The organism is Sphingomonas sp. DG1-23 (genome assembly GCF_030730875.1).
Lineage (GTDB): Bacteria > Pseudomonadota > Alphaproteobacteria > Sphingomonadales > Sphingomonadaceae > Sphingomonas.
In genome coordinates, this window is sequence record NZ_JAVAMA010000009.1 from 125,600 (window position 1) to 146,596 (window position 20,997).

Below are 20,997 nucleotides of genomic sequence, written 5' to 3' on the forward strand. Positions count from 1 at the left end.
GCGGATGTGCCCCGGCGAAGGCCGGGGCCCAGTTTCGACGAATCCGGTGAGGCGGGACTAGTTCTCGAGCCGCATTGCAGCTGGGCGCGGGCCTTCGCCGGGGAGCAGCCGGCCCCGGCTCATTTCGGTTTTGCCGGCGCCGGCGCGGCCGGTTTGGGCGCGACGGGCAGGGGGCTCTTGTCGAGTGCGACGAGGCCCGCGGGGAAGTCCCTGAGCGTCACCGGCACGATGATCCGCTGGCCGTTGCCGGCGGTGAAGCCGATCTTGAGCGTCTTGCCGCCGCGCAGCGCGGTCAGCAGCGCCGCATCGACCGCGGTGCCGGTATAGGCGCCGTTCTGGTCGCTGGTCTGCACCGCGAGCGGCTTCTCCGGCGCCTCGTCGACCTGGAGGCTGACGCCGGCGGGGAACAGCACGCCGTGCGGCAGCGCGACGGTCATGTTGTGCCCGGCCTGCGGGGTGCGCTGGACGATCACCGTCAGCAACCGCTGCTTCTGCTCGCCCGCCAGCAGGTTCTGCACGAGGCTGCACGGCTGGTTCGCGGCGGGCGCAGGCGCGGGCGAAGGCGTCGGGCTGGCGGCAGGGGCGGGCGCGCAGACCAATTGCCATGCCGGGCCGGCCGGCTGCGCAGGCGCCGGGGCGGCGGACACAGGCGCGGTCTGGGCCGGCGCGGCCTGTCCGGCCGGCATCCCTGTCCAGCTGGCGCTCGCTGCGAGCATGACGACGATCTGGTGCATTGCATTCTCCCCTTTGCGGGCAGCCTAGTCACCGCACATCGACGGTCAACGCCCAACTGCGATCAACATCGTTGACACGGCATCGCTTTCCCACAATCATCAGACAATTAATCAGGGAGAGAATGCTTGGCGGGTGTGCAGCTGGCCGAGGTCGGCAAGGCATATGGTGCCGTCACCGTGATCGAGCGGCTGTCGCTGGACATTCCGGCGGGCGAGTTCGTGGTGTTTCTCGGGCCGTCGGGCTGCGGCAAATCCACCTTGCTGCGGATGATCGCGGGGCTGGAGAGCGTCGACAGCGGCAGGATCCATATCGGCGATCGGCGCGTCGATACGCTGCCGCCGGGCGCGCGCGGCGTGGCGATGGTATTCCAGCATTACGCGCTTTATCCGCATCTCAGCGTGCGCGAGAACATGGCGTTCGGTCTGCGCAATCTGCGGGTGCCTGCCGACGAGATCGCCGCGCGGATCGCGGCCGCCGCGGCGAGCCTCGAGATCGAGGCTTTGCTCGAGCGAAAACCCGGCCAGCTTTCCGGCGGGCAGCGCCAGCGCGTCGCGATCGCCCGCGCCATCGTCAAGCAGCCCGAGTTGTTTCTGCTCGACGAGCCGCTCTCCAATCTCGACGCGGCGCTCCGCGTCCGCACCCGGCTCGAGCTGGCCCAGCTCCACCGGCGGCTCGGCACGACGATGATCTTCGTCACCCATGACCAGGTCGAGGCGATGACCTTGGCCGACCGGATCGTCGTGCTCAATGCCGGCGGGATCGAGCAGGTCGGAACGCCGATGGAGATCTATCTCCGCCCGCGCACCCAATTCGTCGCGACCTTTGTCGGGGCGCCGCGGATCAATCTGCTGCCGGTGAGCGTCGAAGCCGGCCCCTCGGGTACCGCGAGGGCGCGGCTGGGCGACGGTACCGTCATCGACACCGCGATCTCCATGGCCGGGCTTCCACAAGGGTCGATGACATTGGGCCTGCGCGCCGAGACGGTGTGCGTGACGTCGGGCGACGCCGCCACGACCCACGGCACCGCCGAGATCGTCGAGCGGCTCGGCGAGCGCACGCTGGTGCATGTGCTGCTCGGCGACGGCGAACGGCTGGTGGCGGAGGATGCCGGGGTTTCCTCGGTGCGTGCCGGGGACCGTATCGGGCTGACGATCGACGCCGCCGCCGCGCACCTCTTCGACGCCGCCGGGCTAGGCCATCATCGGGAGGCGCGTTGATGGCAGCCGCCATGCGCGCGCAGGGGGAGTGGCGCAACGCACTGTTCGTCGCGCCCTATCTGCTGGTCTTCGTCGTGATGCTGGTGATTCCGCTGGCGATGGGGATGTGGCTGTCGACCACCAAGAGCGACCTGTTCGGCACCGAGCGCTGGGTCGGCCTCGCCAATTTCGCCCGCTTGCTCGGCGATGCGATCTTCCTCCAGACGGTCGGCAACACTTTCACCTTCGCATTGCTGACGGTGCCGATCCTGACCTTCGCCGGGCTCGGGCTGGCGCTGGTGCTCAACCGGCAGGAGCGCTGGGCGGCGGTGCTGCGGACGGTCTTCTTCGCCTCGACCGTGTTTTCGGTCACCGTCGTCACGCTGGTGTGGCGGCTGGTGTTCCTGCCCGATGGCGGGCTGCTCGGCGTGACCGCCGAGGCGCTGGGCGGAACCCCGATCGCTTTCCTCAACGACGAGAAGCTCGCGATGCCGGCGCTCGCGATCACCACGATCTGGTGGTGCATCGGGCTGCCGATGGTGCTGTTCCTCGCCGCGCTCCAGCAAGTGCCGCGCGACCTCTACGAAGCCGCGGCGCTCGACAATGCCTCGCGCTGGACGACGCTCGTCCGCATCACCCTGCCGGCGATCCGGCGGACCTTCTTCCTCGTGATCATCATCGAAGTGATCCTGCAGTTTCAATTGTTCGGCCAGCCCCAGCTGATGACGCTCGGCGGCCCCAACAATGCCACCCGGCCGATCGTATTGTTCATCTACGAGACCGGCTGGCGGCAATGGGAATTAGGCTATGCCGCGGCCGCCGCGCAGGTGCTGTTCGCAATGATCCTGATCGCGGCGATGCTCCAGTACCGCATCTCGTCGCGGCGGGAGGCGGCATGACCCGCAGCCGCCTCGCCGTCGCGTTCGTCGTCCTCGCCGCAATGCTGATGCTCGTGCCCTTGCTGTGGGTGCTGGCGCTGTCGCTCAAGGCCAATGCCGAGCTGATGACCGATACCGCTTCGGTGTTCAACGGCCGCTACACGCTCGAGAATTATCGGAACCTGTTCGGCAATGGCGCGGTGTTCCGCTGGATCCTCAACAGCCTGATCGTCTCGCTGGGGATGACCGCGGGCGTGCTGGTGCTGGCTTCGCTGGCTGGTTACGGCTTCGCCCGGCTCGAATTTCCGGGGCGCAACCTTCTGTTCGTCGTTGTGCTGCTCGGGCTGGCGGTGCCGGAGCAGGCGGTGATCATCGCCCGGCACCAGATGTTCAGCTGGCTCGGCATGCACAATAGCTATCCGGCTTTGATCCTTCCCGGCCTCTCGGCGCCCTTCGGGGTGTTCCTGATGACGCAATATTTCCGCGCGATCCCCAGGGACATCGATGAGGCCGCCTTGCTCGACGGCGCGTCGCGCTTCACGATCTTCTGGAAGCTGCTGCTGCCGCTCACCGTGCCGGCGCAGGCAACCTTGGGCATCTTCACCTTCCTCCATGCGTGGAACGATTATTGGTGGCCGCTGATCTCGGCGACCAACAAGGAGATGTTCACGCTGACCGTCGGCATCGCCTCGACCCAGATGAACTTCGCCCAGACCGAAGGGCTCGGCTTCCTGATGGCGCAGGCGGTGTTCGCCGGGGCGCCGATGCTGATCGTCTATCTGTTCTTCCAGAAATACATCGTTCAGGCAGTGGCCGGGGCGGCGGGAAGGTGAGGGCGCTCTGGCTATTGCCGCTGGCGTTGCTCGCCGGCTGCTCGGATGCGAAGCCGGACAAGACCCGGCTGGTGATCCAGCGCTTCTTCGGCGCGTGCGAGGCGCAATATGGTCGCAGCATCGATATCGCCGCGGCCGAGGGCGAGTGCGGCATCATGACCGCAATGATCAATCGCTTCGAGGCCGAGAACCCCGATGTCGAGGTGGTCGAGAACGTCGTGTTCTGGCCCGGCTACGACCAGCTCACTGCCCAGCTCGCCGCCAATGACGCGCCCGATCTGGTGACGATGCATGGATCGGTGATCCCGGACTATCAGGCGCGCAATCTGCTCGAACCGCTCGACGCGGATCTTGCTGCGATCGGCGCCCCGCCGGCACGCTTCACCAGCGCCGCGCGCGCGGCGGTGACCGTCCAGGACCGGACATGGGGCCTGCCGATCGATACCTGGGCGCCGCTGTGGCACATCAACATGAACCTGTTCCGCAAGGCAGGGCTGGTGCGCGGCGGCAAGCCGATCCTGCCGCATTCGCCCGAGGAGCTGTTCGCGCAGGCCGCGCAGTTCCGCGCGCGCACCGGCAAGCCCTATCTCGTTCAGGGCGCCGCCAACGAATATGCCGGCTTCACCCGCAACTTCTACACCTTCGTGATGCAGCAGAACGGCGCGCTGTTCCGGGACGGCCGGGCCAATTTCCGGACGCCCGCGGCACGCAATGCCCTACAGCTGTTCAAGACGATCTACGACCGCGACTTCACCACCAAGAACCAGGATTACAGCGCCGCAGTCGCCGGCTTCCTCAATGGCGACGGCGGCGTGTTCCTCGTCGGCACCTGGATGGTCGGGACGTTCGACATGGAATCGCGCAAGTCCAGCGGCGCGCTCGCCAATGGCGGCTATACGGTGATGCCGTATCCGAAGCTGTTCCAGCGCGAGGCGACCTTCGCCGACGGGCACAATTGGGTGATGCCGCGCAACAGTCGCCGCAGCCCGGGGACGCGCGCGGCCGCGGTGCGTTTCCTCGAATTTTTCGCCGGCCATGCGAAGCATTGGGCGCGCACCGGCCATCTGCCGGCGTTTCAGGCGATCATCCAGAGCGCGGAATGGCGCGCGCTGCCGCATCGCGACAATCTCGCGATTCTCGCCAACACCGCGCAGCCGCTCCCCAAGGAGGTCCGCCGCCAGTTCCCGATCGAGACGATCGTCGGCACCGAGGCGGCCGCCGCGATCGCGGGCGCCAAGCCGATCGACCGGACTCTTTCCGATATGGAGCGCCGCGTGAACGCCGTGCTCGAAAACCTCTGAACCGGAGCCGATATGCTCACGTCCCGCATAATCGCCGATCCCGCCTTCGTCATCGCCCCGCTCGATCGGCGGGTGTTCGGCACTTTCGTCGAACATCTCGGGCGCTGCGTATATGGCGGGATCTACGAACCCGGCCATGCGACCGCCGACGAAAACGGCTTCCGCCGCGACGTGCTCGATCTCACCCGCGAGCTGGGCGTGACGATCGTGCGCTATCCCGGCGGCAATTTCGTCTCGGGCTATGATTGGGAGGACGGGGTCGGGCCCAGGGACAAGCGCCCGGTCCGTCTCGACCTCGCCTGGGGATCGACCGAGACCAACCAGTTCGGCACCAACGAGTTCATCGACTGGTGCCGCCTGGCCGAGCTCGAGCCGATGTTTGCGGTCAATCTCGGCACCCGCGGCCCGGCCGAGGCGCAGAACTTCCTCGAATATTGCAATCATCCCGGCGGCACGCAGTATTCTGACCTGCGCCGCAGCCACGGCTATGAAGCGCCGCACGACATCAAATTCTGGTGCCTCGGCAACGAGATGGACGGCCCGTGGCAGACCTGTGCCAAGACCGCGCACGAATATGGCCGCGTCGCCAAGGAGACCGCCAAAGTGATGCGCTGGACCTCGGACGGGCTCCAGCTCGCGGTGTGCGGCTCGTCCGCGCGCGACATGCCGACCTATGGGGCGTGGGAATATGAGGTGCTCGATCATTGCTTCGAGGAGGTCGACTTCATCTCGCTCCACCAATATTTCACCAATCACGAGAATGATGTCGCGCGCTTCCTCACGGCGATCGACGGGCTCGAGCGCTTCATCGTCGAAGTCGCCGCGATCGCCGATGCGGTCGCCGCGAAGCGCCGCAGCCCGAAGCGGATCATGCTCTCGGTCGACGAGTGGAACGTCTGGTACCGGGCCCGCGCCGGCGAGCAGCTTCGCGGCGTCGGCTGGCCGCAGGCGCCCGCTTTGCTCGAGGAAATCTACAATTTCGAGGATGCGCTGGTGGTGGGCGGCGTGCTGCTGACGATGATCAACCATGCCGATCGCGTGAAATCGGCCTGCATTGCGCAACTGGTCAACGTGATCGGCCCGATCATGACTCAGACCGGCGGGCCGGCGTGGCGCCAGACGATCTTCCATCCGTTCGCGCAAGCCGCGCGCCACGGCCGCGGCAATGTGTTGCGCGCTTCGGTCGAGACCGGCAGTTTCGCGGCGGGGGACGAGACCGCGGCGCCGTTGCTCGTCCAGTCGGTGCTCCACGATCCCGAGACCGGTGCGATCACCGTGTTCGCGCTCAACCGCAGCCTCGATCAGGAGATGACGCTGGACGTCGAACTTCGCGGCTTCGCCGCGCGACGGCTGAGCGAGGCGTTCGAGCTGCATCACGATGATTTGAAGGCAGTCAACAGCGCCGATGCGCCCGACGAAGTGGCCCCCGCACCGCATCCGCGCGCCGATTTCGCCGACGGAGTTCTCACGACTGTCCTGAAACCGCTCTCGTGGAACGTTTTCGTCACCCAGGCCGGGTGATCGACCAGTTGTACCCGGCCCCTTCGCAGCGCTAGGATCGAGCGATGGTTGCTAAGGTCAAGACTGCCAAGCCGCTGAACGTCCGGGCCCGGCGCAAGTCGCTGCGCCTGCACGGCACGATCGCCCGCGATCTCGGCATCCTGATCGTCTCGGGGCGCTACAAGCCCGGCGAGGTGCTCAACAATGAAGTCGCGGCGAGCGATCGGCTGCACGTCTCGCGCACCGCCTATCGCGAGGCGCTGCGCATCCTCGCCGCCAAGGGACTGGTCGAGAGCCGCCCGCGCACCGGCACCCGGGTCAGCGACCGCGAGAAATGGCATCTGCTCGATCCCGACGTGCTGTCATGGATCTTCGAATTCGAGCCCGACGACGATCTGCTGCACAGCCTGTTCGAGCTGCGAAAGATCTTCGAGCCCGAGGCTGCCGCGCTCGCGGCGGAGCGCCGTAGCGACGTGCAACTGAAGCGCATGGCCGAAGCGCTGCAGGGCATGGAGAAGCACACGCTGGCGGTGGAAGAGGGGCGGGTGGCCGATCAGGACTTCCATGCCGCCTTGCTCGAAGCCTCGGCCAATCCGTTCATCACCTCGCTGACCACCAGCGTCAGCGCGGCGGTGGCGTGGACGACGATCTTCAAGCAGCGCAACAGCCCGCTCCGGCGCGATCCCGTCCCCGATCACCAGCGCGTGTTCGATGCGATCGCGGCGGGCGATCCCGAGGCCGCGCACGCGGCGATGGCGCACCTCGTCGACATGGCGTTCCTCGACACGACGCGCAGCCGGGGGCCCAAGCTCCGCCAGCCCAAGGGCACGCGGCGGGAAGCGGCGGCGGGATAAATCCCCTCCCTTCAAGGGAGGGGTCACGGGTAGGTAAGAAAAGGCCGGGTTCGATGCCCGGCCTTTTCTTTTGTCCAGGCGGCTCGTTGCTCGCCTCCGGCTCGCACCGACCCCCGGCCCCTCCCTTTCAGGGAGAGGAGTCAGTCTATTCCACCGCGGTCGCCACCTCATCCTCCAGCGCGTTGGTGGCCTTCGAGCCCCACAGCGCATAGAACAGCACATAGAGCTCGCAGATCGCGCAGATGATGAACGATGCCTGCAGGCCATAGGCGTCGGCGAACTTGCCCTGGAAATAGACCAGCGCGCCGCCGGCGATCGCCATGATCAGCAGCCCCGAACCCTCTTCGGTCAGCGGGCCGAGGCCCTTGATGCCGAGCGTGAAGATCGTCGGGAACATGATCGAGTGGAACAGGCCGACCGAGATCAGCGCCCACATCGCTACGGGTCCGTGCGCGAAAGTGGTGATCGTCATCACGACGAATGCGAGCGCGCTGGCGACGGCGAGAACCGTCTCCGGCTTGACCGAGCGCATCAGGAACGCGCCGAGGAAGCGGCCGACCATCATCCCGCCCCAGAGCAGGAAGAGGTAGTGACCGGCCTGCTCGTGCGTCAGGTTGCCGATGTCGGGCTGCGAGACGAAGTTGACGAACAGATTGCCGACGCCGATCTCGGCGATCAGATAGATCGCGATCGCAGGAACGCCGAACACGAGGTTGCGGTGCTGCCACAGCGAGTGGTTCTTGCGGGCCTCGCGCGAGTGGCGCGAGACCGCGGCGCCCATCGCCGGAAGCTTGAAGCGGGCGATCACGATCGCGAGGACGAGCAGGACGCCCGCGACGATCAGATAGGGAAGCTGCACCGTCTGCGCGTCGGCAAGGCGTTGCTCGAGCGTCAGCGCCGCGGCGCCGCCTTCGGTGGTGCCCGAGACGCTGCGGCCAAGGATCAGATAGGCGCCGAACAGGGGGGCGAGGGTGGTGCCCATCGAGTTGAACGCCTGAACGAGGTTCAGCCGCGACGACGCGCTCTCGGACGGGCCGATCACCGCGACATAGGGGTTGGCGGCGACCTGAAGCAGAGCGATGCCCGACGCGATCACGAACATCGCGGTGAGCACGACGCCGTAGGAGAGCAGCATCGATGCCGGGATCATGATCAATGCGCCCACCGCCATCACGATCAGGCCGGTGACCATCGATTTCTTGTAGCCGATCCGCTCGATGATCTTCGCCGAGGGGACCGAAGCGACGAAATAGGCGATGAACCAGACGCTCTCGATCAGCGTGGTCTGGCTGTAGCTGAGCACCATGACGCTGCGCAGATGCGGCAGCAGCGTGCCGTTGATGACGGTGATGAACCCCCACATGAAGAAGAGCGTGGCCAGCATCGACAATGCGGCCCCATAGGGTGCGCCCGTGCCCGACGAGGCACCGGCACGGGGTTGAACGGGTACGGCTGGCATGGGTTTGTTCTTCTCCTGGGGGGACGTTTTCTAGAGTGCGACCGGCCAGCCGTCGTCCGTCCAGCCAAGCGGCTGGATGCGGAGCGTCGGCACGCCGCGCGCTTGCGTATCATAAGCATGGTATACGATGTAATCCCGCTTGGGCTCGCGCAGGATTGCGACGTGTCCCGGCCCTACGAAGCGCCTGGCGGCATCGAGATCGGCGTGGAGGACGCGCAGGCCGCCGCCCTGCAGCATGCGCTTGCCCTCGCGATCGAGATAGGGACCCTTCGGATCCTTCGCGCGGCCCACTACGGTGTAATAGGTGCTTTCCGACCGGCGGCAGCAAAAGTCGAACGACGCGAACAGATAATAATAACCGCCGCGGCGGATCACGAACGGCGCCTCGATCGCGCCCGGGCTGGGCCGGCGGGCGATCGCACGGACCTTGGCGTCCGCGGCCGAGCGCAGTCCGGTCTTCGGATCGAGCCGGACCATCTTGAGCCCCGACCAGAAGCTGCCGAACGCCAGCCATTGGCGCCCCTCGGCATCCGCGAAGGCATTCGGGTCGATCGCATTGAAATCGTCGCTCGCGTCCGATCGGAGCACGAGGCCCTTGTCGGTCCACACCGGCTTCTCGAGCGAAGGCGTGGTCACCAGCCCGATCGCCGAGCGGTTCTTGCCGAAGGTCGAGACCGAATAATAAACGCGATATTCTCCGCCGAGGAACTGGACGTCCGGCGCCCAGATCCCCGCAGCGCCGGGCACTGCGTCCTTCACCCAGGCCGGCATCTCGGCGAAGACCGGCGCGGCACGCGTCCAGCTGGCGAGATCCTTCGAGGTGCGGATATGGATCAGGCCCTTGCCGTCGCGCGCCTGACTGGTGGTGAACAGATACCAGGTGTTGCCCTGCCGGAGGATCGCGGGATCGTGGACCGGCGCGATATCACCGGAGAGAGGCGCGAGCGAAGGCGGCGTAGACCGACTGGTCTGCGCCGGCGCGCTCGATGCCCCGGCAAGAAGCGCCGGGAGCAGGAGGCCTATAATCCGCGATATCGGGCGTTTCCCTGCGACGATCGTTTGGTTCCTTCCTGCCTCTCGCGCTTCAGAAACGGAAGCGCACGCCCACACCAAAGGTGCGGTCATATTGGCGGGTGTCGCGTGGGGGTGGCCGCAAAGCCGCCGAACGAATCCTGGCAGGGCGGCAACCGGTGTCCCGAACGCAATGCAACGAACGACGCCGAACAGAGCATCCTGCGCTTCAGAGCCATTGCTTTTCCCCTCTCCTGTCATGCTTCCCGACGGGTCGGCCCGTTCTGAAGAAACACAGCTCGAATAGTCAGACAAAAATACGAACGTCGCAAATTCGTGCAAGCGCTTTGTGCGCGGATGCTTCGGCTTTCCGGCAAGTTGCGCACAAATCGTGGCTTTTCCGCCGCACTTGACGCTGCCTGCCGAGGGGCTAGCCCGGGCGAGGAACGGATTGATCCCGCCGCAGGGCGCATATAAGTCTGACTATTATTCGAATCGGAAGAGGATCCACAGATTATGGCGTTCAGGCTCGTGCAGTTTCGCGATTCGGCCGGCGAGCGGGGCGTTGCGGCGTTCCTCGAAGAAAGCCTGGTGCGGCTGAACGGCATCGCCAGCACCTATGAACTCGCGCTCGCTGCGATCCGCGAGAACGTCTCGCTCGAAGCGGCGGCGCGGGCGCGGGTCGGCGAGGGCGTCGATCTCGCCGCGGCGGAGGTCGAGGGCCGGCTTCTCGCCCCGATCGACCATCCCGATGCCGCGCATTGCTACGTCACCGGCACCGGGCTCACCCATCTCGGCTCGGCCGAGGGGCGCGACCAGATGCACAAGGCCGCGGCGGGCGGCACGCTCACCGATTCGATGCGGATGTTCAACATGGGGCTTGAGGGCGGCAAGCCGGCCGATGGCATTCCCGGCGTCCAGCCCGAATGGTTCTACAAGGGCGACGGCTCGTCGCTGGTCGGCCCCGGCGAACCCCTGCCTTCGCCCGATTTCGCGCTCGATGGCAGCGAGGAGCCCGAGATCGCCGGCATCTATATCATCGACGACGCAGGCCGTCCGCGCCGGCTCGGTTTCGCGCTCGGCAATGAATTCTCGGACCATATCACCGAGCGCGGCAATTATCTGTGGCTCGCGCACTCGAAGCTGCGCCATGCCTCGCTCGGTGCCGAATTGCTCGTCGGCGAATTGCCGGCCGATGTCCGCGGCACCAGCAAGATCGTCCGCAACGGCGAGACGATCTGGGAAAAGCCGTTCCTCTCGGGCGAGGCGAACATGTCGCACGCCATCAGCAATCTCGAGCATCATCATTTCAAATATGGACTTTTCCGTCGCCCCGGCGACCTCCACGTCCATTTCTTCGGCACCGCGACCCTGTCGTTCGCCGATGGCGTGCGGACCGAGGAGGGCGATGTCTTCGAAGTTTCGGCGGCGCCGTTCACGCTGCCGCTGCGCAATCCGCTGGCCACCGTCCCCGGCGGCGATGCGCGCGTGATTCCGCTTTGAGTCGGGTTCCGACTCACAGTTGATAAGACAAATGGATGCCCGGAAGTGGGCGCCGACCAAAAGGGAGAGTTGCATGAAGCATTGGAAACTGGGGCTGTTGCCCGTCGCGGCGACTTTGATGGCGGCGCCCGCCTTCGCGCAGGCGCCGGTCAACGTCACCGTGACGGTCGACACCGGCAAGGCCGGGCCGAAGATCGAGCCCGGCATCTACGGCCAGTTCGCCGAGCATCTCGGCCGCGGCATCTATGAGGGCGTCTGGGTCGGCCCGGATTCGAAGATCCCCAATACCAATGGCTATCGCAACGACGTGCTCGCCGCGCTCAAGCACATCAAGGTGCCGGTGGTGCGCTGGCCCGGCGGCTGCTTCGCCGACGAATATGACTGGCGCGACGGCATCGGCCCCAAGGCCAAACGCCCGGTGCGGATCAACCGTCACTGGGGCGGCGTGACCGAGGACAACCAGTTCGGCACGCACGAGTTCATGAACTATTCCGAGATGCTCGGCACCGACGCCTATGTCGCGGGAAATATGGGCTCGATGGGTCCGCGCGACATGAGCCAGTGGGTCGAGTACATGACCGCCGAAAAGGGTACGCTCGCCGAGCAGCGCAAGGCGAACGGCCGCGAGAGGCCGTGGACGGTCAAATATTTCGGCGTGGGCAACGAGACCTGGGGCTGCGGCGGCAGCATGCGCCCCGAATATTCGGCGGACCTCCACCGCCGCTATGCCGAGTTCGTCAACGCACCCGCCGGCACGCCGAAGATCGTCAAGGTCGCGAGCGGCGCCAATGCCAGTGACTATAATTTTACCGACGTGATGATGCGTCAGGCGCGCGACCGGATGAACGCGCTCAGCGTCCATTACTACACGCTGCCGACCGGCAAATGGGACAAGAAGGGCGCCGCGACTGGCTTCGGCGAGGACGAATGGGCCTCGACGCTCGGCCGCGCGATCTTCATGGACGAACTGATCACCAAGCATGTCGAGATGATGGACAAGCACGATCCCGAGAAAAGGGTCGCGCTCTATGTCGACGAATGGGGCACGTGGTACGATCAGGAATCGGGCTCGGTACCGGGCTTCCTCTACCAGCAGAACAGCCTGCGCGACGCCGAAGTCGCGGCGCTGACGCTCAACATCTTCCACCGGCATACCGACCGGGTGAAGATGGCCAATATCGCGCAGATGGTGAACGTGCTGCAGGCGATGATCCTGACCGACAAGGGCCGGATGGTGCTGACCCCGACCTATCACGTCTTCGACATGTACGTGCCGTTCCAGGGCGCCACGCCCTATGCGGCGGACGTCAAGGGGCCGAGCTACGAGCGGGCCGGGTTCAAGGTGCCGATGGTCGATGTCTCCGCGGCGCGCGGGACCGACGGCAAGCTCTATCTGTCGCTGACCAATACCGATCCGAACAAGCCGGCGCGGGTGACGACCAATCTCGGCGGCACGGCGCGCGGGCGCATCCTGACCGGTCCGGCGATCGACACGCACAACACGTTCGACAAGCCGAACACGATCATGCCCGCCGCTTATTCGGCGCGCAGCGTGGGCGGTAAGCTCAGCTTCGATCTGCCGGCCAAGTCGGTCGTCGTGGTCGCGGTCGACTGAAGTGCTGCGGCGTCCCAATTCCTCCCTCGCGAAGCGGGGGAGGGGGACCACGCAGTGGGGGAGGAGGCCTCACCGCGAGCTATGGCTTTGCGGAGACGCCCCCTCCGCCGCCTTCGGCGCCACCTCCCCCGCTCCGCGAGGGAGGAATGAAGATCGGCGATATGAGCTCTGACCATCACTTCCTGACGACGACGCGGCGCGCCTTCCTGCTCTCCGCGAGCATATTGGCGCTCGCCGGCCCGGCCTTCGCGCGGGTTCGGATCGAGGAAAGGCCGATCAAGGCCCGGCCGCTGCCGCTCGATGCGGTGCGGCTGACGCCCTCGCTCTTTCTCGATGCGGTCGCGACCAACCGCCGCTACCTCCTGTCGCTCTCGGCCGAGCGGCTGCTCCACAATTTCTACGCGAGCGCCGGCCTGCCGACCAAAAGCGAGACCTATGGCGGTTGGGAAGCGCGCGGGATCGCCGGGCACTCGCTCGGCCATTACCTCTCTGCCCTGTCGCTGCTCCTGGCCCAGACCGGCGATGCGGCGGTCCGCGAGCGTCTGCGCGGCACCGTTGCCGAGCTGGCGCGCATCCAGGCCGCGCACGGTGACGGCTATGTCGGCGGCACCAGGGTCGAGCGCGACGACAGACAAGTCGACGGCAAGATCGTCTTCGAGGAGATCCGCAGGGGCGAGATCCGCACCGGCGGCTTCGACATCAATGGCGGCTGGGTGCCGCTTTATACGTGGCACAAGGTCCATGCCGGGCTGATCGACGCGGTGCGGTTCGGCAATGTCGACGCGGCGATGCCGGTGATGCTCGGCATGGCCGGCTATCTCGCGACGATCCTCGAAGGGCTCGACGATGCGCAGATGCAGAAGCTGCTCGCCGCCGAGCATGGCGGACTGAACGACAGCTATGCCGAGACCTATGCGCTGACCGGCAACCCGCGCTGGCGCCGGCTCGCCGAGCGCATCTATCACCAGAAGGTGCTCAGCCCGCTCGCGGCGGGCAAGGACGACCTTCCCGGGCTCCACGCCAATACCCAGATCCCCAAATTGATCGGCCTCGCCCGGCTCTACGAACTGACCGGCGAGCAACGCCACGCCGACGCGGCGCGCTTCTTCCACCAGACCGTCACTGCGCATCACAGCTATGTCATCGGCGGCAATAGCGAGCGCGAGCATTTCGGCCCGCCCGATCTGATCTCGACGCGGATCACCGAGCGCACCTGCGAGGCCTGCAACAGCTACAACATGCTCAAGCTGGCCCGGCATCTCTATGGCTGGCAGCCCGACGCGGCGCTGTTCGACACCTACGAGCGCATCCATCTCAACCATCTGCTCGCGCACCAGCATCCCGAAACAGGCATGTTCGTCTATTTCATGCCGCTCAGCGCCGGCGCGCGGCGGACCTATTCGACCCCCGAAGACAGTTTCTGGTGCTGCGTCGGATCTGGGATGGAGACCCATGCCAAGCATGGCGAGAGCATCTATTGGCACGACGACGCCGCGTTGTTCGTCAATCTGTTCATTCCCTCCACGGCCGAATGGAAGGCGCGGGGGCTGCAGGTCGCGCTCGAAACCGGCTATCCGTTCAGCGAGCAGGTGACGCTCCGGGTGACGAAGGCGCCGCGCACCGCGACGGCCATCGCTTTGCGCCTGCCCGGCTGGTGCGAGGCACCGGCGCTGACGCTCAACGGCAAGCCCGAGCCGATCGATCGCGCTGCCGGCTATGCCCGGCTCGAGCGACGCTGGCGGGCAGGGGACAGGATCGAGCTGACGCTGCCGATGCGCGTCCGCACCGAGCCGACGCCCGACGATCCGCGCATGGTCGCGTATCTGAGCGGCCCGCTCGTCCTCGCCGCCGATCTCGGACCCGCCGCCGCGCCGTTCGAAGGACCGGCGCCGGTTTTGGTCGGCGCGGATCCCGCCGCGGCCGTTGTGCCGATAGCCGCGGCCGAACACCGCTTCCGCCTCGCCGACGCACGGCCCGAGGCGCTGACTCTGGTGCCCTTCTTCCGCCAATATGACCGCCGCACCGCGGTCTATTTCCCGCGCTTCACCGAGGCGCAATGGAAGACCGAGGAGGCTGCCTACGGCGTCGCGCAGCGCGACAAGGCGGCGCTCGACGCGCGCACCGTCGATATCCTCCACCTCGGCGAGATGCAGCCCGAACGCGATCACGACTATCGTTCGAACCACGGCGATCTATTCTCCTGGGGCGGGCGGAGCGCGCGCCAGCTACCATGGGGCATGGGCAATTATATGGAATTCACGCTTGCCGTGCGCCCCGGCCCGATGCTGCTCGCCGCGCTGTATTGGGGCGAGGAAGTGAACAAGAATTTCGACATTTCGGTCGAAGGGACGCGCATCGCCAACGAGCGCCGCGCGGTGCCGCCCGAGAAGCGCTTCGTCAGCGTGGATTATCCGATCCCCGAAGCGCTCACCCGCGGCAAGGACAAGGTGGTCGTGCGCTTCGAGACGAAGGGCACCGACGCGTTCGTCTACGAAGCCCGTATCCTGGAGGCGCAATGATGCGTTTGAGCCGTCGTCACGCGCTGGGGATGCTCGCCGCGACGCCGATCGCCGCGCAGGCACGCGGCCGGCGCAATTTCCGCGACCTCACGCCGCGCCCGCCGATGGGCTGGAACAGCTGGGACAGCTTCGCCGCGACGATCGACGAGGCACAGGCGCGCGCCAATGCCGCGGTGATGGCGGCGAAGCTGCTGCCGCACGGCTATGACGTCTTCACCGTCGACATCCAATGGTACGAGCCGGGTGCGACCGGCTTCGAATATCGCGTCGGGGTCGAGCTGGCGCTGGACGCCAACGGGCGGCTGCTCCCCGCACCCAACCGCTTTCCCTCGGCCGCGGGGGGCAGGGGCTTCAGACCGCTTGCAGACCATGTCCATAGCCTCGGCCTCAAATTCGGCATTCATCTGATGCGCGGGGTTCCGCGGCTGGCGGCCGATCGCAATCTGCCGATCCTCGGCACCCGATTTGGCTGCGGCGACATCGCCGACCGGGTCAATGTCTGCCCGTGGAACTCGGACATGTACGGCGTCGACATGACCAGGCCCGGCGCGCAGGCTTATTATGACAGCGTCTTCGCGCTGATCGCGTCTTGGGGCGTCGATTTCGTCAAGGTCGACGACATCGCGCGACCTTATCATCGCAACCAGCCCGAGATCGAGGCGGTGCGCCGCGCGATCGACCGGTCAGGGCGGCCCATGGTGCTGAGCATCTCGCCCGGGGAGACCCCGCTCAGCGCCGCGGACCACGTCGCCAGCCACGCCAATCTCTGGCGGATCAGCGACGATTTCTGGGACGAATGGCCGCTGCTGCTGTCGCAGTTCAAGCGGCTCGCCGACTGGGCGCCGCATCTCAACAAGCGTCCGGGCGCGTGGCCCGATGCCGACATGCTGCCGCTCGGGCTGCTCGCTCTGGGCAAGCGCCGGACCCGCTTCACGCCCGACGAGCAGCGCACGATGATGTCGCTCTGGTCGATCGCGCGTTCGCCGCTGATCATGGGCGGCGATCTGCGTGCGCTCGACGCCCAGACGCTGGCGCTGCTGACCAACGACGAAGTCCTCGCCGTCAATCAGCACGGCACCGCGGCGTCGCAGCTCTTCCGCACCGGCGACCATGTCGGCTGGAGCTCGCGCGACACCCGCTCGCGGGCGCGCTACCTCGCCTTGTTCAATATCGGCGAGACTGCGGAGGAGGTCGCCGCCGATCTGTCGGCGCTGGGCATTTCGGGCAGCGCCAAGGTGCGTGACTTGTGGGCGGGCAGGGACCTTGATGAAGCGGCGACCCGCTTCGCCGTGACCCTGCCGCCGCACGGCTCGGGGCTCTATCGGATCGGCTGATACGCCGTCATCCCGGCGAAAGCCGGGACCTCAGGCAATCGCGGGGTGGAGCCGATCGAGATCCCGGCCTTCGCCGGGATGACGATCAGGGGTTCAGCTGGTTTCCTTGCCCGTGCATTCGCCGGTGCGGCGGGCGTCCATCTTGAGCGTCATGGTGTGCGCGGTCATCGGCTGGCCGGCCGCGCCTGCGCTCCTGGTGGTCATCGTCATCTGATAATTGTCGCTGGCGAATTTGCCGGTCATCGTCGCGTCGACGGTCATGCCGCCGCTCTTGCACTGCATCTTCGCGTCGAGCCGGCCATTGGCCATGCTGAAATGATCGTAGCGGCAATCCTTGTTGTCGCCCGAGAAGAAGTCCGCCGCGGGCTTCTTGGCCTGTTCGGGAGTCAGGCAATTGGAGAAGCTGTGGCCGGTGCCCATCGCGCCCTTCATCCTGGCCGCCGCCTCGGCGGGCATGCCGGGGATCTCCATATTGGTGATCGTCGCGGTGCCTTCCCAGCGTCCGGGCGACAGCGACGGCGCGGCGCCGCTTGCCGCCACTTTCTCCGCGACTTCCTTGGCGCTGGCGTTGGTCGCCTCGACCGAGGGGCCCGAATTGCACGCGGACAGCGCCAAAGGCGCGAGCAGCAGCAGCTTGTTCATCGATCTTCTCCCTGTTCCTCGCCGGCCAGCATATGGAGGGGGCAGGAGTGCGACAAGCGTCAGTGATTGTGCCGCGGCACCCCGAAGGTCTGGGCCAGCTTCTGATACTTTACTGCAGGCTCGAGCACCGCGCCGGTCTCGGCCTGGCCGTTGATTGCGCGCTGGATCTCCTGCCACGGCGTCTGGCTGGCGGGGAATTTGAAGCCGCCGCTCGCCTCCAGCGCCGCGCGGCGCTCGGCCAGGGCTTCATCCGAAACCAGCATGTTCGCGGTGCCCTTGCGCAGGTCGATCCGCACCCGGTCGCCGGTCTGGAGCAGAGCGAGCCCGCCGCCCGCCGCCGCCTCGGGCGAGGCGTTGAGGATCGACGGGCTGCCGCTGGTGCCCGACTGGCGGCCGTCGCCGATACAGGGAAGCGCGTGGACGCCCTTCTGGATCAGCTGGACCGGCGGGCGCATGTTGACCACTTCGGCGGCGCCCGGATAGCCGATCGGCCCCGCGCCGCGCATGATCAGCAAGGTGCGCTCGTCGACGCCCAATGCCGGATCGTCGATCCGCGCGTGATAATCCTCGGGCCCGTCGAACACCACTACCGGGCCCTCGAACGCGTCGGGATCGGCGGGGTCGGAGAGATAACGCTCGCGGAATTCGGGCGAGATCACGCTCAATTTCATGATCGCGCTGTCGAACAGATTGCCGCGCAGCACCGAGAAGCCCGCCGCTTCCTTGAGCGGCGCGTCGAAGCGGCGGATCACTTTCTCGTCCTCGATTACGGCGTCGCGGCAATTATCGCCGATGCTGCGGCCGTTGGCGGTGAGCGCGTTCTCGAAGATCAGTCCCTGGCGCATCAGCTCGGCGACCACCGCGGGGACGCCGCCGGCGCGGTAATAATCCTCGCCGAGATATTCGCCCGCCGGCTGGAGATTGACCAGCAACGGCACCTCGCGGCCATGCGTCTGCCAGTCGTCGAGATTGAGTTCGACCCCGACGTGCCGCGCGATCGCGTTCAGATGGATCGGCGCGTTGGTCGAGCCGCCGATCGCCGAATTGACCCGGACCGCGTTGAGGAACGCCTCGCGGGTCAGCACGTCGCTGGGCTTGCGATCGGCATGCACCATTTCGACGATCTGGAGGCCGGTGCGATACGCCGATTCCTGCCGGTCGCGATAGGGCGCGGGGATCGCCGCCGAGCCGGGCAGCGACATGCCGAGCGCTTCGGCAAGGCTGTTCATCGTCGATGCGGTGCCCATCGTGTTGCAGAAGCCGGTCGACGGCGCCGAGGTCGCGACCAGCTTGATGAAGCCCTGATAGTCGATCTCGCCGGCGGCGAGCAGCTCGCGCGCCTTCCACACGATCGTCCCGGACCCGGTGCGCTCGCCTTTGTGCCAGCCGTTGAGCATCGGCCCGACCGACAGCGAGATGGCGGGGATGTTCACCGTCGCAGCGGCCATCAGGCAGGCAGGCGTGGTCTTGTCGCAGCCGGTGGTCAGCACCACGCCGTCGATCGGATAGCCATAGAGCGTCTCGACCAGCCCGAGATAGGCGAGATTGCGATCGAGCCCCGCGGTCGGGCGCTTGCCGGTCTCCTGGATCGGATGGACGGGGAATTCGATCGCGATGCCGCCGGCTTCGCGAATGCCGTCACGGATGCGCTCGGCGAGGACGATGTGGTGGCGATTGCACGGGCTGAGATCGCTGCCGGTCTGCGCGATGCCGATGATCGGCCGGCCCGACTGGAGCTCGTCGAGACTGATCCCGAAGTTCATGTAGCGCTCGAGATACAGCGCGGTCATGTCGGCGTTCGAAGGATCGTCGAACCACGCACGCGAACGAAGCTTGCGCGGAGAAGTGCTGGAATCGTGAGTCATTTCGGTTTTTTGAGCCCTTGGGCGCCGTGCCCATATTAGTCAGACTATTGCCAAGGAATTGTCGAGGGGACAAGGGTGAAGGCGCGATTTTCGGCTAAACTACGACCATAAGCCGTCGCTGTAACCGTTTACGAGCCGCCCCGGCATCGCCTAACAGGCGGCGACCGCGGAAAGCGCGGCGGGGAGAGGCGATGACCGATACCATGCGTGCGAACGCGCCGCTCGAGACCATCACCATCATCGGCGGCGGCACTGCCGGCTGGATGACCGCGGCTTTGCTGTCGCATCTGTTTCGCGGCTACCGGATCCGGCTGGTCGAATCCGACGAGATCGGCATCATCGGCGTCGGCGAGGCGACGATCCCCGCGCTCCGCGACTATCTGGCGATGGCGGGGATCGATCAGGTCGAGATGATCCGCGCGAGCCAGGCGACGTTCAAGCTCGGCATCGATTTCGTGAACTGGCGGAACGGCAGTGATCGCTATTTCCACGGCTTCGGGCGGATCGGCCAGGATTTCATGTGGCTTCACCCGCACCAGCTCTGGCTCAAGCTCAGGAGCATGGGTGCGCCCGTGGGTCATTTCGACGATTACGCGCTCAATTGCCGCGCCGGCATGGCCAACAAATTCTGCTTTCCCGATCCGCGCAATCCGGGCTCGCCGATCTCGGGCCTGGACTATGCCTATCATTTCGACGCGTCGCTGCTCGCGAAGTTCCTCCGCGTCCGGGCCGAAGCCAAGGGCGTCACCCGGATCGAGGGGCGCATCGTCGACGTGAAGCTCGACGGGGAGAGCGGCCATGTCGACCATGTCGTGCTCGCCGACGGGCGGACGGTCGACGGCGACCTGTTCGTCGATTGCTCGGGGATGCGCGGGCTGCTGATCGGGCAGGCGCTCGGCGTGGGCTATGAGGACTGGAACCAGTGGCTGCTCAACGATCGCGCGCTCGCAGTGCCGTGCGAGAGCGTGTCGCCGCTGACGCCTTACACCCGGGTCACGGCGCGCGATCATGGCTGGCAATGGCGGATCCCGCTCCAGCACCGCATCGGCAACGGCCATGTCTATGCCAGCGGGCAGATTTCCGACGATGCAGCGGCGGCGACCTTGCTCGCCAATCTCGACGGCAGGCCGCTCGCCGATCCGCGGCCGGTGGCCTTCCGTCCGGGCAAGCGCCACAGGGCGTGGGAGAAGAACGTCGTCGCGATCGGGCTGTCCTCGGGGTTTCTCGAGCCGCTCGAATCGACCAGTATCCATTTGATCCAGACCGGGATCACCAAGCTGATCGGGCTGTTCCCGCATCGCGGCTTCGCCGCCGCCGATATGGCCGAGTATAACCGCCAGCACGATTTCGAATTCACCGACGTGCGCGATTTCATCATCGCGCATTATAAGGTCACCGAGCGCGAGGACACCGACTATTGGCGCTACCTCAGGCACATGGCGGTGCCCGACAGCCTCACCGAGCGGCTCGAGCTGTTCGCCTCCTCGGGCCGTTTCTTCCGCCGGGCGGCAGCGGAGCTGTTCCGCGAGGAAAGCTGGGTGCAGGTGCTGCTGGGGCAGGGGCTGCCCGTCGCCTACGATCCGATGGTCGAGATGATCCCGCAGGACACCGTCGCGCAATTCATCCGCGACACCGGCGAAGTGATCGCCGACGTCGCGGACGCGATGCCAGATCACGCTGCCTTCATCGATCGTCACTGCAAGGCGCCGCCGCTGGGTGTTGCGGGATAAGCACAGCCCGCCGGGCTTGAAC

General features: G+C 66.3%; 16 protein-coding genes. 11 read left to right on the top strand and 5 right to left on the bottom strand.

The genetic code is table 11. The annotated features are described in order from the left end of the window. Positions 1-119 precede the first annotated feature (119 nt). Positions 120-734 (bottom strand): invasion associated locus B family protein, encoded by a 615-nt coding sequence (locus tag Q9Q95_RS15165; protein ID WP_306097978.1) that lies wholly within the window; start codon positions 732-734, stop codon positions 120-122. Between the two features lie 135 nt (positions 735-869). On the opposite strand from Q9Q95_RS15165, the gene Q9Q95_RS15170 reads away from it, so the two are divergent. The 6 genes from Q9Q95_RS15170 to Q9Q95_RS15195 are packed head-to-tail and all read left to right on the top strand — an operon-like array spanning position 870 to position 7,297. Further along, positions 870-1,952 (top strand): ABC transporter ATP-binding protein, encoded by a 1,083-nt coding sequence (locus Q9Q95_RS15170; protein ID WP_306098066.1) that lies wholly within the window; start codon positions 870-872, stop codon positions 1,950-1,952. Then, positions 1,952-2,830, top strand: a complete 879-nt coding sequence (locus tag Q9Q95_RS15175; protein ID WP_306097979.1) for a carbohydrate ABC transporter permease — start codon at positions 1,952-1,954, stop codon at positions 2,828-2,830. The genes Q9Q95_RS15170 and Q9Q95_RS15175 overlap by 1 nt, the downstream gene beginning before the upstream one ends. Continuing rightward, positions 2,827-3,642, top strand: a complete 816-nt coding sequence (locus Q9Q95_RS15180; protein WP_306097980.1) for a carbohydrate ABC transporter permease — start codon at positions 2,827-2,829, stop codon at positions 3,640-3,642. Before Q9Q95_RS15175 ends, Q9Q95_RS15180 begins: the two co-directional genes overlap by 4 nt. After that, the gene (locus tag Q9Q95_RS15185; protein WP_306097981.1) at positions 3,639-4,943 is read left to right on the top strand and encodes an ABC transporter substrate-binding protein; all 1,305 of its coding nucleotides are present in this window, start codon (positions 3,639-3,641) and stop codon (positions 4,941-4,943) included. The genes Q9Q95_RS15180 and Q9Q95_RS15185 overlap by 4 nt, the downstream gene beginning before the upstream one ends. 12 nt (positions 4,944-4,955) lie before the next feature. Beyond that, on the top strand, positions 4,956-6,464 hold the full coding sequence (locus Q9Q95_RS15190; protein WP_306097982.1) for an alpha-N-arabinofuranosidase: 1,509 nt from the start codon (positions 4,956-4,958) through the stop codon (positions 6,462-6,464). A gap of 44 nt (positions 6,465-6,508) precedes the next feature. After that, positions 6,509-7,297 carry a FadR/GntR family transcriptional regulator gene (locus tag Q9Q95_RS15195; protein WP_306097983.1) on the top strand — a complete coding sequence of 263 codons (789 nt, stop codon included), beginning with the start codon at positions 6,509-6,511 and terminating at the stop codon, positions 7,295-7,297. Between the two features lie 145 nt (positions 7,298-7,442). On the opposite strand, the gene Q9Q95_RS15200 is transcribed toward Q9Q95_RS15195, so the two are convergent. Together Q9Q95_RS15200 and Q9Q95_RS15205 are read right to left on the bottom strand one after the other, a co-directional pair. Next, a complete protein-coding gene (locus Q9Q95_RS15200; RefSeq protein WP_306097984.1) occupies positions 7,443-8,756 on the bottom strand; it encodes a sugar MFS transporter in 1,314 nt (437 codons plus the stop codon). A 30-nt stretch (positions 8,757-8,786) separates the two neighbouring features. Next, positions 8,787-9,881 (bottom strand): arabinan endo-1,5-alpha-L-arabinosidase, encoded by a 1,095-nt coding sequence (locus Q9Q95_RS15205; RefSeq protein ID WP_306097985.1) that lies wholly within the window; start codon positions 9,879-9,881, stop codon positions 8,787-8,789. 402 nt (positions 9,882-10,283) lie between these two features. Here Q9Q95_RS15205 and araD1 point away from each other — a divergent pair, with 402 nt between their 5' ends. The 4 genes from araD1 (at position 10,284) to Q9Q95_RS15225 (ending at position 16,738) form a co-directional block, all read left to right on the top strand. Further along, positions 10,284-11,270, top strand: coding sequence for an AraD1 family protein (araD1, locus tag Q9Q95_RS15210; RefSeq protein ID WP_306097986.1), 987 nt, complete (start codon positions 10,284-10,286; stop codon positions 11,268-11,270). A gap of 73 nt (positions 11,271-11,343) precedes the next feature. Further along, positions 11,344-12,885, top strand: coding sequence for an alpha-N-arabinofuranosidase (locus Q9Q95_RS15215; RefSeq protein ID WP_306097987.1), 1,542 nt, complete (start codon positions 11,344-11,346; stop codon positions 12,883-12,885). Positions 12,886-13,046: 161 nt separating this feature from the next. Then, positions 13,047-15,404 carry a glycoside hydrolase family 127 protein gene (locus Q9Q95_RS15220; RefSeq protein WP_306097988.1) on the top strand — a complete coding sequence of 786 codons (2,358 nt, stop codon included), beginning with the start codon at positions 13,047-13,049 and terminating at the stop codon, positions 15,402-15,404. Next, positions 15,401-16,738 (top strand): glycoside hydrolase family 27 protein, encoded by a 1,338-nt coding sequence (locus Q9Q95_RS15225; RefSeq protein ID WP_371876784.1) that lies wholly within the window; start codon positions 15,401-15,403, stop codon positions 16,736-16,738. Before Q9Q95_RS15220 ends, Q9Q95_RS15225 begins: the two co-directional genes overlap by 4 nt. Positions 16,739-16,831: 93 nt before the next feature. Here Q9Q95_RS15225 and Q9Q95_RS15230 read toward each other — a convergent pair whose 3' ends face one another. Continuing rightward, a complete protein-coding gene (locus tag Q9Q95_RS15230; protein ID WP_306097989.1) occupies positions 16,832-17,380 on the bottom strand; it encodes a DUF3617 domain-containing protein in 549 nt (182 codons plus the stop codon). Between the two features lie 59 nt (positions 17,381-17,439). After that, entirely contained in the window at positions 17,440-19,245 is a 1,806-nt protein-coding gene (locus tag Q9Q95_RS15235) for an IlvD/Edd family dehydratase (protein ID WP_306097990.1), read from the bottom strand. Between the two features lie 191 nt (positions 19,246-19,436). Between Q9Q95_RS15235 and Q9Q95_RS15240 the strand changes: the two genes are divergently transcribed. Next, on the top strand, positions 19,437-20,975 hold the full coding sequence (locus tag Q9Q95_RS15240; RefSeq protein ID WP_306097991.1) for a tryptophan halogenase family protein: 1,539 nt from the start codon (positions 19,437-19,439) through the stop codon (positions 20,973-20,975). Positions 20,976-20,997: the final 22 nt, after the last annotated feature.